14 protein-coding genes are annotated in these 14,082 nt (G+C 72.4%); 2 read left to right on the forward strand and 12 right to left on the reverse strand.

Features of this window, described 5'->3' with window-relative positions; genetic code table 11:
• The first annotated feature begins 81 nt into the window (after positions 1 to 81).
• The gene (locus ISU07_RS05765) at positions 82 to 1,089 is read left to right on the forward strand and encodes an aldose epimerase family protein (protein ID WP_194705837.1); all 1,008 of its coding nucleotides are present in this window, start codon (positions 82 to 84) and stop codon (positions 1,087 to 1,089) included.
• On the opposite strand, the gene xylB is transcribed toward ISU07_RS05765, so the two are convergent.
• Positions 1,053 to 2,480 carry a xylulokinase gene (xylB, locus tag ISU07_RS05770; RefSeq protein ID WP_194705838.1) on the reverse strand — a complete coding sequence of 476 codons (1,428 nt, stop codon included), beginning with the start codon at positions 2,478 to 2,480 and terminating at the stop codon, positions 1,053 to 1,055. The two genes, ISU07_RS05765 and xylB, sit on opposite strands and share 37 nt — an antisense overlap.
• Positions 2,477 to 3,655 (reverse strand): xylose isomerase, encoded by a 1,179-nt coding sequence (gene xylA / locus ISU07_RS05775; RefSeq protein WP_194705839.1) that lies wholly within the window; start codon positions 3,653 to 3,655, stop codon positions 2,477 to 2,479. The genes xylB and xylA overlap by 4 nt, the downstream gene beginning before the upstream one ends.
• A 63-nt stretch (positions 3,656 to 3,718) precedes the next feature.
• Here xylA and ISU07_RS05780 point away from each other — a divergent pair, with 63 nt between their 5' ends.
• Positions 3,719 to 4,840, forward strand: coding sequence for an ROK family transcriptional regulator (locus ISU07_RS05780; RefSeq protein WP_194705840.1), 1,122 nt, complete (start codon positions 3,719 to 3,721; stop codon positions 4,838 to 4,840).
• A 28-nt stretch (positions 4,841 to 4,868) separates the two neighbouring features.
• Here ISU07_RS05780 and ISU07_RS05785 read toward each other — a convergent pair whose 3' ends face one another.
• From ISU07_RS05785 to ISU07_RS05830, 10 genes are all read right to left on the reverse strand, one after another.
• On the reverse strand, positions 4,869 to 5,633 hold the full coding sequence (locus ISU07_RS05785; RefSeq protein ID WP_323742450.1) for an SDR family NAD(P)-dependent oxidoreductase: 765 nt from the start codon (positions 5,631 to 5,633) through the stop codon (positions 4,869 to 4,871).
• Positions 5,630 to 6,484 (reverse strand): fumarylacetoacetate hydrolase family protein, encoded by an 855-nt coding sequence (locus tag ISU07_RS05790; protein WP_194705841.1) that lies wholly within the window; start codon positions 6,482 to 6,484, stop codon positions 5,630 to 5,632. Before ISU07_RS05790 ends, ISU07_RS05785 begins: the two co-directional genes overlap by 4 nt.
• A 42-nt stretch (positions 6,485 to 6,526) precedes the next feature.
• On the reverse strand, positions 6,527 to 7,627 hold the full coding sequence (locus ISU07_RS05795) for a sugar kinase (protein ID WP_194705842.1): 1,101 nt from the start codon (positions 7,625 to 7,627) through the stop codon (positions 6,527 to 6,529).
• A complete protein-coding gene (locus tag ISU07_RS05800; protein ID WP_194705843.1) occupies positions 7,624 to 8,256 on the reverse strand; it encodes a bifunctional 4-hydroxy-2-oxoglutarate aldolase/2-dehydro-3-deoxy-phosphogluconate aldolase in 633 nt (210 codons plus the stop codon). Before ISU07_RS05800 ends, ISU07_RS05795 begins: the two co-directional genes overlap by 4 nt.
• Positions 8,253 to 9,038, reverse strand: a complete 786-nt coding sequence (locus ISU07_RS05805) for an SDR family oxidoreductase (protein WP_194705844.1) — start codon at positions 9,036 to 9,038, stop codon at positions 8,253 to 8,255. Before ISU07_RS05805 ends, ISU07_RS05800 begins: the two co-directional genes overlap by 4 nt.
• Positions 9,035 to 10,069 (reverse strand): zinc-dependent alcohol dehydrogenase, encoded by a 1,035-nt coding sequence (locus tag ISU07_RS05810; RefSeq protein ID WP_194705845.1) that lies wholly within the window; start codon positions 10,067 to 10,069, stop codon positions 9,035 to 9,037. The genes ISU07_RS05805 and ISU07_RS05810 overlap by 4 nt, the downstream gene beginning before the upstream one ends.
• Positions 10,069 to 11,370 (reverse strand): enolase C-terminal domain-like protein, encoded by a 1,302-nt coding sequence (locus ISU07_RS05815; protein WP_194705846.1) that lies wholly within the window; start codon positions 11,368 to 11,370, stop codon positions 10,069 to 10,071. The genes ISU07_RS05810 and ISU07_RS05815 overlap by 1 nt, the downstream gene beginning before the upstream one ends.
• 124 nt (positions 11,371 to 11,494) lie before the next feature.
• Complete coding sequence (locus ISU07_RS05820; RefSeq protein WP_194705847.1) at positions 11,495 to 12,166, reverse strand: FadR/GntR family transcriptional regulator; 672 nt, start codon at positions 12,164 to 12,166, stop codon at positions 11,495 to 11,497.
• Positions 12,150 to 13,106, reverse strand: coding sequence for an amidohydrolase family protein (locus tag ISU07_RS05825; protein ID WP_194705848.1), 957 nt, complete (start codon positions 13,104 to 13,106; stop codon positions 12,150 to 12,152). The genes ISU07_RS05820 and ISU07_RS05825 overlap by 17 nt, the downstream gene beginning before the upstream one ends.
• Before the next feature lie 4 nt (positions 13,107 to 13,110).
• A complete protein-coding gene (locus ISU07_RS05830) occupies positions 13,111 to 14,067 on the reverse strand; it encodes a sugar ABC transporter substrate-binding protein (RefSeq protein WP_194705849.1) in 957 nt (318 codons plus the stop codon).
• Positions 14,068 to 14,082 lie beyond the last annotated feature (15 nt).

A 14,082-nucleotide genomic window follows, 5' to 3' on the forward strand; every position in this document is an offset into this window, starting at 1 on the left:
CGCGCGGACGGGTCGGGAGTCGGCCGACGGAACGAACGGACCTTCCGTACCGTCCGGGGCTGAGGTGCAAGGGTGGGCGACGTGAAGGCCGCCACGTTCGGTGCCCTGCCCGACGGCGGTCGCGTGGATCGTCTGGTGCTGGGTGAGGCTCCTGGACCCGTGGTGCACGTGCTGACGCTCGGCGCGACGATCCACCGGTTGGAGGTGACGGACGGCCACGGCCGGCGGCGCAACGTGGTGCTCGGTCACCCGGACGTGGCGACGTACCTCGACTCGCCGTACTACCTGGGCGCCGTCGTCGGACGCTACGCCAACCGCATCGCCGGCGGTCGCTTCGACCTGGACGGCCGCACGGTCCGCGTGCCGGCCAACGACCGGGGCCACGCGCTCCACGGCGGCCCCGACGGCTTCGACCGGCGGCTGTGGGACGTGCTCGAGCTGGGGTCCCACCGCGCGGTGCTCCGGCTCGTCAGTCCGGACGGGGACATGGGTTTCCCCGGCACGGTCGAGGCGACCGCGACCTACGAGGTGACGGGCAACGCGGTCCGGCTCGTCCTGGAGGCGGTGACCGACCAGACCACGGTCGTGAACCTGACCAGCCACGTCTACTTCGACCTCGACGGCGCCGGGACGATCGAGGGCCACCGCCTGTGGGTGCCGGCGGACCGGTGGACGCCGGTCGACGAGACCGGGATCCCCCGAGGCACCCATGAACCCGTCGACGGGACGCCGTTCGACCTGAGGCAGCCTGCGTCGCTGGCGGCGAGGCTCGCCGTGCTGCCGGGAGGCTACGACCACAACTTCGTGGTCGGTGGCTCGGGACCGCGGCCGGTGGCGGCGCTGGAGTCCCCGGCGTCCCGGTTGCGCGTCGAGGTGGGCGCGGACCAGCCCGGGCTCCAGGTCTTCACCGGCGGTACCTTCGACGGCACCCGCCCGGACGTCGACGGCCGATCGCTGCCGCGCTACGCCGGAGTGGCGCTGGAGCCGCAGCTCTTCCCCGACTCGCCACACCACCCGAGCTGGCCGTCGCCGGTGCTGGTGCCCGGCGACACCTACCGGTCCGGCATCGAGTGGTCGTTCTCGACGTAGCGTGCGGCGACCGCCTCGGCCGCGGCGGCGTACCGCTCCATCACCTCGGGCGTCGCCTCGGCGGACATCCGTGCGGTGGCGGGCCGCTCCCAGACCGGCGGCGCGGAGGCACCCGTCAGCACCCAGGCTGCCTGGCGGGCCGCACCGTCGGCGACGTACTGAGCAGGGGCAGGGAGGTCAACCGGCAGGCCCCACACGGCCGGGGCCAGACGGCGGACGGCCTCGGACCGCGCCCCGCCGCCGAGCAACGTCACCGCCTCGACGGCGACGCCGTGCTCCCGCATCCCGGTGATCGCGCTGCCGAGGAGACACAGCAGCCCCTCCACCGCCGCCCTGGCCAGGTTCGCCCGGGTGAGGTTGTCGAGGGTCATGCCGTGCAGCTCGCCGGTGGCGCCGGGGAGGTCGGGGGTGCGTTCGCCGACGAGGTACGGCACCTGGACGAGTCCGCCGGCGCCCGGCGCGGCGGCGAGCGCCAGGCGGGAGAGCTCCTCGTGGTCCACGTCGAGGAGTGCCCCGGCGGCGTCGAGCACGCGCGACCCGTTGAGCGTGCAGGCCAGCGGGAGGTACCGCCCCGTCGCATCGGCGAACCCCGCGACCACGCCGGACCGGTCGTGCGTCGGGGAGTCGGACACGCACGCCACGACGCCGGACGTGCCGACCGAGACGCTCACCTCACCGGCACGCAGCCCGAGGCCGAGCGCGGCACCCGCGTTGTCGCCGCAGCCGGCGCCGAGCGTGACACCGTCGGGTCCCTCGCCGGCGCTCTCGGCCGGCGCCAGCACGCGCGGGAGGCGGACGTCGTCCCGGCCCAGCGCCAGGGCAAGGAGGTCGCGGCGGTACTCGCCCGCGACCGGGTCGAAGTACCCCGTGCCACTGGCGTCGGACCGGTCGGTCACCAAGGTGTCGAGCCCACGGGCGCCGGACAGACGCCAGGTGAGCCAGTCGTGCGGCAGCGCCACCGCGGCGACCCGCGCGGCGTTCTCGGGTTCGTGCTCGGCCAGCCAGCGCAGCTTCGTGACCGTGAACGACGCGACCGGCACCGATCCGGTGGCGCTGGCCCACGCCCCGGGCCCGAGCTCGGTGACGAGGTCGCGAGCCGCGTCGGCGGACCGCACGTCGTTCCAGAGCAGGGCCGGCCGGACCACGTCGCCGCGCTCGTCGAGGGCGACCAGTCCGTGCTGCTGGCCGGCGATCGAGAGGGCCGTCACGTCCGCGAGGCCGCCGGCGCGGTCCAGCGCCTCCTGGAGCGCGAGCCACCACGCCTGCGGGTCGACCTCGGTGCCGTCGGGGTGCGTGGCCGAGCCCTCCCGGACGAGCGCGCCGGAGTCCGCGTCCCGGATGACGACCTTGCACGACTGCGTCGAGGAGTCGACCCCGGCGACGAGGGTCATCCGATCAGGTGCTCGAGAGCCAGCTGCTGCAGCCGCACGAACCCGAAGTCGCGCTCGGCGGCGACATCCGGGTCGAACCCGTCGTCCCCGGCCAGCAGGTCGGACACCGACTCCCCCGGAGCCATCGTCGGCTCGGCGAGCTCCGGCAGCCCGGCGTACGCCATCGCCTCGGTGACCCGGCTGTCGGCCCGGAAGGCGCGGGCCTTCTCGGCGAGCATCAGGTATGTCGCCATGTTGGCCTTGGCCGACTCCCAGACACCGGCCATGTGCTCGGTGCGCGAGGGCTTGTAGTCGAAGTGGCGCGGCCCGTCGTACCTCGGGCCGTCCGGTCGGCTCGGGAAGCCGTTCTCCAGCAGGTCGACGGTGAAGAACGCCGACATGAGGTCGCCGTGACCGAACACCAGGTCCTGGTCGAACTTGATGCCCCGCTGTCCGTTGAGGTCGATGTGGAAGAGCTTGCCGCTCCACAGCGCCTGCCCGAGGGCGTGCGTGTAGTTGAGCCCGGCCATCTGCTCGTGACCCGTCTCGGGGTTGAGGCCGACGATGTCGCCGTGCTCGAGCTCGGCGATGAGCGCCAGGGCGTGGCCGACCGTGGGCAGGAAGATGTCGCCACGTGGCTCGTTGGGCTTCGGCTCCAGCCCGATGCGCAGGCCGTACCCCTGGGACTTGATGTAGCCGGCGACGGTGTCGAGGCCCTCCCGGTAGCGGTCGAAGGCGGCGTGCAGGTCCTTCGACCCGTCGTACTCGCTGCCCTCGCGACCTCCCCACATCACGAACGTCGATGCGCCCATCTCCGCCGCGAGGTCGACGGCCCGCAGCACCTTGCGCAGCCCGAACCGACGCACGGACCGGTCGTTGCTGGTGAGCCCGCCGTCCTTGAAGACCGGGTGGGTGAAGGTGTTCGTGGTGACCATCTCGATCACCAGGCCGGCCGTGTCACAGGCCTGCTTGAAGGACTGGGCCGCCTTCGCGCGCGCGCTCTCGTCGGCGCCGAAGTCGAACACGTCGTTGTCGTGGAAGGTCACGCCCCATGCGCCCAGCTCGGCGAGGCGTCCGGCGTACTCCTCGGGGGCGAGAGCGGGCCGGCTGGCGGTCCCGAACGGGTCGACGCCGAGCCACCCCACCGTCCACAGGCCGAAGGAGAACCGGTCATCCGGCTGAGGTGCACGAACCATGAGCTGCTCCTGTGGTATTTGTTGTATGGCTAAACATAATGGGTTCGACGGGTAGGGGCAAGGGTGACCGGATCACGAGAAGGACCGTCGCGACAGGCGTCGTTGCGGGACAGCAACCTGCGCCTGGTGCTCGCGACGGTGCTGGCGGCCGAGGAGCCACCGTCCCGCGCCGCGGTGGCGGCGACGACCGGGTTGACCCGCTCCACCGTGTCGCGCCTGGCGGACGAGCTGGTCACCGGCGGTCTGCTCGACGAGCTCGACCGGTCGCCGGCCCCGGGGCGCGGCCGCCCGGGCACGCCCCTCGTGGCGGGGTCGGGCGTGGCCGCCCTGGGGATGCAGGTGAACCCGGGCTTCCTGGCCGCCAGGGTCGTCGACCTCCGGGGTCGGGTCCTCTCCGAGGACCTCGTCCCCGGTGACCTCTCCGGGAGCGATCCTGTCGAGGTGCTGCGCCGGCTGGGCCTCATGGCGCGCACGGTCGAGCGCGCCGCTCCTGCCTCGACGCGGCTGGTCGGACGGGGGCTGGCCGTGCCCGGCCTGGTCGCGGCCCGGCACGGCCGGTTGCTCAGCGCGCCCAACCTGGGGTGGGCCGACGTGCCCATCAGGCGCCTGTTGCCGCGCGGCCTCGGGGGATCCGCCCTCACGGTGGCCAACGAGGCCGAGCTGGCGGCGCGGACCGTGGCGGCAGCCGCGCCGGGACGACCGGGTCCGTACACCGACTTCTTCTACGTCTCCGGCGAGGTCGGCGTCGGCGGGGCCATCGTGCTGGACGGACGCGTGTTCGGCGGCCGCTACGGCTGGGCCGGCGAGGTCGGGCACATCACCGTGGACACCGACGGCCCGCCCTGCTCGTGCGGCTCGCGGGGCTGCCTCGAGCAGTACGCCGGCCTGCGCGCGCTGCGCCAGGACGTCGAGCGGGCCGGATGGGCCCTCGGCGTCGCGCTGGCCGCCGTGGTCAACCTGCTCGACATCCCGACGATCGTGCTCGGAGGCCATCTCGCCCACGCGGCCGACGCGCTGCGACCGGGAGTGCTGCGCGAGATGGAGCAACGAGTGCTCTCGTCGCCCTGGCGACCGCCGGACGTCCGGGTGGCCGACGAGGACCCCGCGGCCGGTGCGACCGGCGCGGCGTACCAGGTCTTCGACCAGGTCCTCGACGCTCCGGCGTCGCTCGTGCCCCAGCGCTGAGCGCCGTCGGGGTCGGTGTCGCGGGCCCCTACCGGGCCGGGCCCAGGTCCGGCCTGATGCGCAGGTGCGTCACACCGCCGTCGACCTCGAGCGCTGTCCCGGTCGTGGAGCCCGAGCGCGGGCTGGCCAGATAGGCTACCGCCCCGGCCACCTCGTCCGGGGTGACCATGCGCCCGGTCGCCTGTCGTGCATCGAGGGCCCGTCGCTCGGCGGCAGGATCGTCGAACTGCTGCAGCATCCGGTCGACGAACGCCGTGTGCACCGTGCCGGGACTCACCGCGTTGACCCGGATCCCCTCCCGGACGTGGTCGGTCGCCATGGCGTAGGTCAGCGCGAGCACGGCTCCCTTGGACGCACTGTAGAGAGCCCGGTGGGGCAGGCCGTTGAGTGCGGCGATCGAGCAGACGTTGACGACGGCCGCGGCGGGCGAGCGCCGTAATGCCGGGAGTGCGGCAGCCGAGACGCGGGCCATGCCGACCACGTTGACGTCGAGCACGCGGTGCCACTCCGCGTCGTCGTTGTCCTCCACGGTCCCCACCGCGGACATGCCGTCGTTGTTGACCACGACATCCAGGCGTCCGTGCCGGTCCAGCACTGCGCGGACCGCATCGTCGACCTGGGCGCGATCGGTGACGTCGCACCGGAGCTGGTCGGTCCCGCCGGAGGGATGCACGTCGAGCACGGCGACGACCGCGCCCCGGGCGCGCAGCTCGCCGACGATCGCGGCACCGATGCCGGCGGCGCCGCCCGTGACCAGCCCGACCAGGCCGGCGAAGTCACTCGCCACGGTCACGGAGCGGCCTCGAACCGTTGGCGCGCGCGACCCAGCCCGTCGATCCAGAGCTCGACCTCGTCACCGGGCCGCAGGTACGGCTCGCCAGGCGTCCCCAGCCCGACGCCCGCCGGCGTACCCGTGTTGATGAGGTCGCCGGGGTTCAGCACCATGAACTGGCTGAGGTACCACACGAGGTGGTGGACCCCGAAGAGCATCTCCGCCGTGCTGCTCTTCTGGCGTACGACGCCATTGACGGCGAGCCCGACCTCCAGGGCCTGGACGTCCGGGACCTCCTCCGGCGTGACCAGCTCCGGACCCAGCGGGTTGAACGTCTCGCAGCTCTTCCCCTTGTCCCACTGACCACCCCGTTCGAGCTGGAAGGCCCGCTCGGACACGTCGTGCGAGATCACGTAGCCACCGACGCACGAGGCGGCGTGGTCGGGGTCGTCGAGGTACCGAGCCTGGGCCCCGATGACGACGCCCAGCTCGACCTCCCAGTCGGTCTTCGTCGATCCCCGGGGGATCAGCACGGTGTCGTAGGGGCCCACCACGGTCGTCGGATCCTTCATGAAGACCACCGGTTCCGCGGGCGGTTGCGTCCCTGTCTCACGCGCGTGGTCGCGGTAGTTCAGGCCGATGCACACCACCTTCCCGGGCCGCGCGACGGGCGCTCCCACCCGCAGCCGCTCGGCGCCGGAAAGGACGGGGAGCCCCCCTCTTCCGATCTCGTGGTGCACGAGCGCGGGCTCCGTGCGTGTGAGGAAGGCGCCGTCGAGGTCCTCGGTGAGCGGGCGCAGGTCGAACGTGCCGTCGTCCGTGCACGCGACCGGGATCTCGCGGCCACGCTCACCGAGCCTGCGGTAGCGCATGCGGGACTCCTTCGGTGATCGCGGACGGCGTCTGCGGCGTCCTCATCGCTGGACGCGCGCCCCTGCGCCGCGCACGAGGGCCTCGACCTCGGCCAGGGTCGCCATCGAGGTGTCGCCGGGGGTCGTCATGGCCAGCGCCCCGTGAGCGGCGCCGTACTCGACCGCGGTCGCGAGGTCCCGCCCCGTCAGGAGCGCATAGACCAGCCCGGAGGCGAAGCTGTCGCCACCGCCGACCCGGTCGAGGATCTCCAGGCCGTTGCGCTGGGTGGCTCGGACCAGGCCGTCCTCGGCCGACCAGGCGAGCGCGCCCCAGTCGTTGCGGTTCGCGCTGTGCACGCTCCGGAGCGTCACGGCGGCGACCTGGAGCTGCGGCAGGTCCCGGGCCACGGTGCCGAGCATCGCGGCGTAGTCCTCGGGTCGCAGCTCGGTGAGGTCGGGCGAGGCGCCCTCCACGGCGTACCCGAGAGCGGCGGTGAAGTCCTCCTCGTTGCCGATGAGCACGTCCACCAGCCCGGCGATGCGGGCGTTGACCTCGCGGGCCCGGGCCGGGCCCCCGACCGAGCTCCACAGACTCGGCCGGTAGTTGAGGTCGTAGGAGACCACGGTCCCGTGCCGGCGTGCCGACTCCATCGCCGCGACGACGACGTCGGTGGTTCCGGCCGACAGCCCGGCGAAGATGCCACCGGTGTGGAACCAGCGCACTCCCAGCCGGCCGAACAGCTCTTCCCAGTCCGTGTCACCCGGCTCGAGCTGGCTCGCAGCGCTGTGGCCCCGGTCGGAGACGCCCTTGGCGCCGCGCACTCCGAAGCCGCGTTCGGTGAAGTTGAGCCCGTTGCGCACGGTGCTTCCGATCCCGTCGTCCGCGGCCCACGTGATCCAGCTCGTGTCCACGCCTCCCGCGAGCACGAGACCCTCGACCAGGCGGCCCACCTCGTTGTCGACCAGCGCGGTGACGACCGCCGTCCGGAGGCCGAAGCTGCGACTCAGGCCCCGCGCGACGTTGTACTCGCCGCCGCCCTCCCACACCCGGAACTCCCGTGCCGTGCGGATCCGGCCCTCGCCGGGGTCCAGCCGCAGCATCACCTCGCCGAGGGAGACCGCGTCGTACGCACACTCCTCGCGCAGGCGGGTGTGGAAGGTCATCGCAGGTGCTCCACCAGCGTGGTCGCCTCGCGGACGTCACGGGCGATCCGCTCGAAGTCACCCGAGTCGACCGCGTCGCGCGGCGCCAGCCACGTCCCGCCGACGGCAAGGACGGACGTGAGGCGCAGGTAGTCGCCGAGCTCGGCGGCGCCGATGCCGCCCGTGGGCACGAACCGCGCGGACGGGAACGGTGCCGAGAGGGCGGCCACCATCGCGGCGCCCCCGGCGGCGGCGGCGGGGAAGAACTTGACCACGTCACGGCCCGCTTCCAGCGCCGCCTGGAGCTCGGTGGCGGTCGCGACCCCCGGCACGAGGAGGACACCGAGCTGCCGGCACTCGCGGTCGACCGCTGCGCTGAAGCCGGGCGACACGACGTATCGAGCACCGGCGGCGACGGCCTGCTCCACCTGTGCGGGGCGTACGACGGTCCCGGCGCCGACCACGAAGCCGGGACAGGCGGTCATGGCCGAGATGACCGACAGGGCCGCCGGGGTTCGCAGGGTGACCTCCGCCGACGGGAGGCCGGCGTCACTCAAGGTCTCGGCCAACGGCCATGCGCGGTCCGCGCGGTCGACCACGACGACCGGAACCAGTCGGTGCCGGCCGTGGAACTCGAGGACGTCGTTCACCGGCCCAGCCACCCGCCGTCGACGGGCAGGACCGTGCCGTGCACGTAGTCGGACGCGCGGCTGGACAGGAACACGGCGGCGCCGCCGAGATCCTCCGGTGATCCCCAGCGGCCGGCCGGGATCCGTTCGAGGATCGCCCGGTGGCGCTGCGGGTCCCGGCGCAGGGCGTCGGTGTTGTCGGTGGCGAAGTAGCCGGGAGCGATCGCGTTCACGTTGACCCCGTGGGGGGCCCACTCGTTCGCGAGTGCCCGCGTCAGTCCGGCGATCCCACTCTTGGCTGCCGCGTAGCTCACCACGTTGACGCCGCCCTGGTAGCTGAGCATCGAAGCGGTGAAGATGACCTTCCCGGCGCCGCGGGCGACCATCCCACGCCCGACCTCCCGCGTCAGCACGAACTGGCTCGAGAGGTCCACCTCGAGGACGCGGTCCCAGGACGCGTCGGTGTGGTCGACGGCGGGCGCCCGCTCGATGGTTCCCGCGTTGTTGACGAGGATGTCGACCGGTCGCCCGTCGTTCAGCTGGTGGGCGAAAGCGGTGACCGCGGCCCGGTCCGCGAAGTCGACGCGGTGGCCCTCGAAGCTCCGGCCCAGAGCCTCGACGTCGGCCTGGACCTCGCTGCCGGAGGGCTCGAGGGAGGCACTGACGCCGACGATGTCGGCGCCGGCAGCCGCGAGCGCCCGCGCGATGGCCAGTCCCAGACCACGGCGGGCGCCCGTGACCACCGCGAGGCGACCGCGCAGGTCGAAGCACGACGGGCCGGCGCGCAAGCCTGCGGTGCTCATGCCGACCCTCCCGCCGCCCCACAGTCCACGAGGACCTTCATCACCCGACCGCCCCGGGCGAGGCTGTCGAACGCCGCGGGTGCCTGCGCCAGGACGTCGACCCTCGAGACGATCGCGTCCACCGGGACGGACCCGCGCTCGAGGAGCTCGACCGCCGCGGTGAAGTCGGCCCGCTCGTAGACGCGAGCGCCAAGGAGCTGGAGCTCCTTCCAGAAGACCCGCCTCATGTCCACGCGTCGGGGCTCCGCGTGGATGCCGACCGCCACCAGCCGGCCCCGGGCGCCCAAGGCGGCCACCGCCAGGTCGAGGCCCGCCTGGGTGCCGGACACCTCGAACGTCACGGCCGCGCCGGCGCCGCCGGACCAGGCGTCGAGCGCACCGGTCAGGTCCTCCGAGCCGGAGTCGAGGACGTCGATCCCCAGACCACTCGCGACCGAGCGACGGTACGGGTCCGGCTCGACCAGCAGCACCTCCGCGGCGCGCGTGCGAGCGACGACGGCGATGAGGACGCCGATGGGGCCGCCGCCGATGACCAAGGCGGACTCCCCCGGCGAGAGCGAAGCGCGGACGACGTCGTGATGGGCCACGGCCACGGGCTCGACGAGTGCGGCTGCCCGCAACGACAGGGCGCCGGGCAGGGGTACCAGCAGCTCCTGCGGCACGGTCCAGCGCTGCTGCATGGCCCCGGGTGAGTCGATCCCCACGAAGTCCAGGTGATCGCAGATGTGTTCGTTCCCGGCGCGGCACGTGGGGCACTGCCCACACCAGCGCAGCGGCATGACCGTGACCGGGTCGCCGGGCGACCACCCGGTGACGCCCTCCCCCGTCGCGGCCACCCGGCCGGACATCTCGTGCCCGATCACGCCGTGGTCGGCGATCCGCTCGTCCATGTGCCCGGCCAGGATGTGCAGGTCGGTCCCGCAGATCCCGACGTACGCCACCTCGACCTGCACCTCGCCGGGTCCGGGAGGGCGGGGCGCGACCTCCGCGACCTCGATGCCGTAGCCGGCGACGTACTGGGCGGCCAGCATCACCGGTCCCTCCAGACCGGGCCGTCCGGGAAGCGGTGGTCGAGGACGGACTGTCGGCGCATCTCCGCGCTGGTGCCCGGCGCCGTCGGGGCGAGGTAGCGACCGCCGACGACCACCGCCGGGTCGACGAAGTGCTCGTGGAGGTGGTCGACGTACTCGACGAACCGGTCGTCCATGGTCCCGCTCACCGCGACGAAGTCGAACATCGCCAGGTGGCGCACCACCTCGCACAACCCGACGCCTCCCGCGTGCGGGCACACGGGAATGCCGAACTTGGCAGCGAGCAGGAGGATCGCGACGTTCTCGTTGACCCCCGCCACCCGGCTGGCGTCGATCTGGATGACATCGACCGCGCCGGCCTGCAGGAACTGCTTGACCATGACGCGGCTGTGGGCGTGCTCGCCCGTCGCCACCCGCACCGGCGCGATCTTCGCCCGGATGACGGCATGGCCGAGGATGTCGTCGGGACTCGTCGGCTCCTCGATCCAGTAGGGATCGAACTCGCTCAGACGCGCCATCCAGGCCGTGGCCTCGTCGACGTCCCAGCGTTGGTTGGCGTCGATGGCGATCCCGACGCTTGGACCCACCGCGTCGCGAGCGACCGCCAGCCGTCGCAGGTCGTCGTCGAGGGAGGCTCCGACCTTGAGCTTGATCAGCGGGAACCCGTCCGCCACGGCCTCGCGGGCGAGGCGGGCCAGCTTGGCGTCGTCGTAGCCCAGCCAGCCCGGCGTCGTCGTGTACGCCGGGTAGCCACGCTCCAGCAGCACCCGCTGGCGCTCGGCCCGGTCCGGCGCGGCCCCCCGCAGGAGGGCGAGCGCGTCGGCGGGCGTGAGCGCGTCGGTCAGGTACCTGAAGTCGACCAGGTCGACGATCTCCTCCGGCTCGAGCCCGGAGAGCAGCTGCCACAGGGGCAGGCCGGCGCGCTTGGCGCGCAGGTCCCAGAGCGCGTTGATCAGCGCGCCGCACGCCATGTGGACGACACCCTTCTCGGGGCCCAGCCACCGCAGCTGGGGGTCGTGGGTCAGCTCGCGGCCGAACGGACCCAGGTGGGACAGCACGTCATCGACGTCGCGACCGACCAGCCAGGGCGCCAACGCGGCCGAGGCCACCGTCTGCACGTCGTTGCCGCGCCCGGTGGTGAACGTGAACCCATGTCCCTCGAGCCCGTCGTCGGCGTCGGTGCGGACCACGACGTACGCCGCCGAGTAGTCGGGCTCCGGATTCATGGCGTCGGACCCGTCCAGGTGCTGGGAGGTCGGGAACCGGACGTCGATCGACTCCAGCGACACGAATCGCGCCATCTCCACCTCCTCCGGTCTTGCGGAGGCTAGGCCCAGGATTCATCCGATGTCAATGGGGCTATTCGGCGGCTTTAGGTGCCTCGAACGCATCGTCGGCCCGTATTGATGGGATGTTTGGCGGAGGTCACCGCACGAGCCGCAGCCAGGCCTCGACGCCGGCGACGTGCGAGACCATCGCGGCATGGGCCAGGTCCGGCTCGCCGGCCGCCAGCGCATCGAGGATGGCCTGGTGCTCGCGAACGGTGCGTTCCTGGGCACCGGCCTGGGTGCGACCGCGCCAGACGCGCGCCCGGTTGGTCGGGCCGGAGAGGCCCTCGATCAGCGACGCGAGCACCGAGTTGCCCGAGGCGCTGCTGACCAGGCGGTGGAACTCGATGTCGGAGGTCAGCAGGTCCTCCGGTGTCGCGTCCAGCCGGGAGGCGTCGACCACCTCCTGCATCTGCCGAACCTGCTCGGGCGTGACCAGCTGCGCGGCCATCGCGGCGGCTGCCGGCTCCAGGATCCTGCGTACCCGGAGGAAGTCGAGCACGCTGTCGTCGCGGTGGAAGTCGACCACGAACGTCAGCGTGTCCAGGAGGAGGTGGGGGTCCAGGCTCGTCACGTAGGTCCCGTCGCCCTGGCGCACGTCGAGGATGTTGATCAGGGCCAGGGCGCGCACCGCCTCGCGCAGCGAGTTGCGCGAGAGCCCCAACGTCTCGGCCAGGTCCGCTTCACGGGGCAGGCGGTCCCCGGGCTTGAGCTGGCCGCCGAGGATCATCTCCTTGATCCGGAGGATTGCCTCATCCGTCAGGGCCATGGCACGGATCCTTCGCTCGAGCGGCGCGGTTGACCGGATCATAGGTGGCCGTCGCCGTCCCGCTGAGCACGGACGTGCGGTGCTCCTCGGGCAGGTCGGCGACCACGTCCAGGACGGTCTCGCACCACTGGTGGTAGCCGGCCACGCTGGTCAGCACCGGCCAGTCACTGCCGAACATGCAGCGACTCGGTCCGAACGCCGTCAGAGCGTGCTCGAGCCACGGGCGCAGGGCACTCGTCGTACGTCGTCCGGCGGGAGCTTCCGACAGGAGCCCCGACAGCTTGCACCGCACGTGGGGACGGGCCGCCAGCCTGGTCAGCTCGGACGCCCACGGGGCGAAGTCCTCGGCCGTGACGCTGGGCTTGCCGAGGTGGTCGAGGACGAACAGCACGTCCGGACAGCGGTCGACCAGGTCCACCACCTCGCCGAGCTGGTGCTGCCGCACGCACAGGTCCATCGTCAGGCCATGTGCGGCGAGGAGCCGGACACCCGCGACCAGGGACGGATCGGTGACGAACCCGGGCGGCTCGTCCTGCAGGAGTCGTCGGACGCCCGACACGAGAGGTGCGGTGCGCACCAGGTGCTCCAGGTCCGGCGCACAGTCCGCTCCCTTGTCCAGGGGTACGTGCGCCACGACGGCGAGCACGTCGGCGCCGTCGTCGGCCAGCTGGTGGATCCACTGCACCTCGCCCTCGCTCTGCTCCGCGCGGCAGTCGGCCTGGACGAAGACGGAGCCCGCCGGGGTGACACGGGTCAGCGATGCCAGCTCCGAGTTCAGGTCCTGCGGGAGGAAGTCGCGCCGCAGCGCGGAGTCGGCACTCGCGAGCCACGCGTAGTAGAAGCGCCGGCGGTCCCAGAAGTGCACGTGGCTGTCCACCAGGGCAGGCGTCGTGCCGGTCGCCCGCTGGCGACCGGCGCGACGGTCATGCTGTCTCGTCAACAGATCACTGGAACTGGTCCACGTTGTCCGAGGTCACCATCTCCGTGCCCGTGTCGATCGTCGGCGGCACGTCCTTGCCGTTGATCGCGTCGAACGCGGCCTGGACACCCATGCTGCCCATCTTGTCGGGGAACTGGGCCACCGAGCCGGACTCGGTGCCGTCACCGATCGCGGCCAGCTCGTCGGGAGACGCGTCGAACCCCACGGTGACCAGCTTGCCGCTCTTGCCGATGGCGTCGATGGCTTCGAGCGCCCCGAGCAGGGGCGGTCCGCAGGCCGCATAGATGCCGTCGATGTCCGGGTGCGCGGTGAGGATGTCCTGCGCGGCGTCGAGCCCCTTGGTCTGGTCGCAGTCGGTCGGCGTCTCGGCGACGACTTCCGCGGCGTCCCCCAGAGCGTCCTTCATGCCGGTGACGCGGTCCTCGAGCGACGGGTTGCCGAGCACGCCTTGCAGGACGGCGATCTGGGCTCCGTCAGGCAGGTTCTCCGCGAGCCACTGTCCCGCGAGCTCGCCGCCTGCCTTGTTGTCGGTGGCCACGACCGAGGTCTTGGCGTCCCAGTCCGGGATGTCGTTGTCGACCAGGATCACCACGATCCCGGCGTCGACGGCCTTCTGGAGGTCGTCCTGCACGTTCGGGCTGGTGGGTGTGATGACGATGGCGTCGACCTGCTGGGTGACGAAGGACTGGATGGCCGCGATCTCACCCTCGTCGTCGGTGCCGCTCTTGCCCTGCGCGAACAGGACCTCGGCTCCGGCCTCGTCGGCGTCCCACGCCTTCGCCGCGTCGACCATGGTGTCGTAGAAGTCGACGGGGAACTTGGTGATGAACCCGATCGTGACGGCGTCCCCGCCTCCGTCACCGGAGCCGTCGTCGGCGGCCTTGGAGTCGTCGTTCGAGCATCCAGCAGCCAGCAGTGCCGTGGCCGCCACGGCGGCCAGCAGGTGAGTCCTTCTCTTCATGCTTGTGGTGGTCCT

The organism is Nocardioides islandensis (assembly GCF_015352455.1).
GTDB lineage: Bacteria > Actinomycetota > Actinomycetes > Propionibacteriales > Nocardioidaceae > Nocardioides > Nocardioides islandensis.

Bases quoted from the DNA above. Each gene is read 5' to 3' on its own strand.
- xylB (WP_194705838.1), bottom strand. From the start codon at position 2,480: ATGACCCTCGTCGCCGGGGTCGACTCCTCGACGCAGTCGTGCAAGGTC.
- xylA (WP_194705839.1), bottom strand. From the start codon at position 3,655: ATGGTTCGTGCACCTCAGCCGGATGACCGGTTCTCCTTCGGCCTGTGG.
- ISU07_RS05790 (WP_194705841.1), bottom strand. From the start codon at position 6,484: ATGCGCTACCGCAGGCTCGGTGAGCGTGGCCGCGAGATCCCGGTCGCG.
- ISU07_RS05795 (WP_194705842.1), bottom strand. From the start codon at position 7,627: ATGACCTTCCACACCCGCCTGCGCGAGGAGTGTGCGTACGACGCGGTC.
- ISU07_RS05805 (WP_194705844.1), bottom strand. From the start codon at position 9,038: ATGAGCACCGCAGGCTTGCGCGCCGGCCCGTCGTGCTTCGACCTGCGC.
- ISU07_RS05810 (WP_194705845.1), bottom strand. From the start codon at position 10,069: ATGCTGGCCGCCCAGTACGTCGCCGGCTACGGCATCGAGGTCGCGGAG.
- ISU07_RS05815 (WP_194705846.1), bottom strand. From the start codon at position 11,370: ATGGCGCGATTCGTGTCGCTGGAGTCGATCGACGTCCGGTTCCCGACC.
- ISU07_RS05820 (WP_194705847.1), bottom strand. From the start codon at position 12,166: ATGGCCCTGACGGATGAGGCAATCCTCCGGATCAAGGAGATGATCCTC.
- ISU07_RS05830 (WP_194705849.1), bottom strand. From the start codon at position 14,067: ATGAAGAGAAGGACTCACCTGCTGGCCGCCGTGGCGGCCACGGCACTG.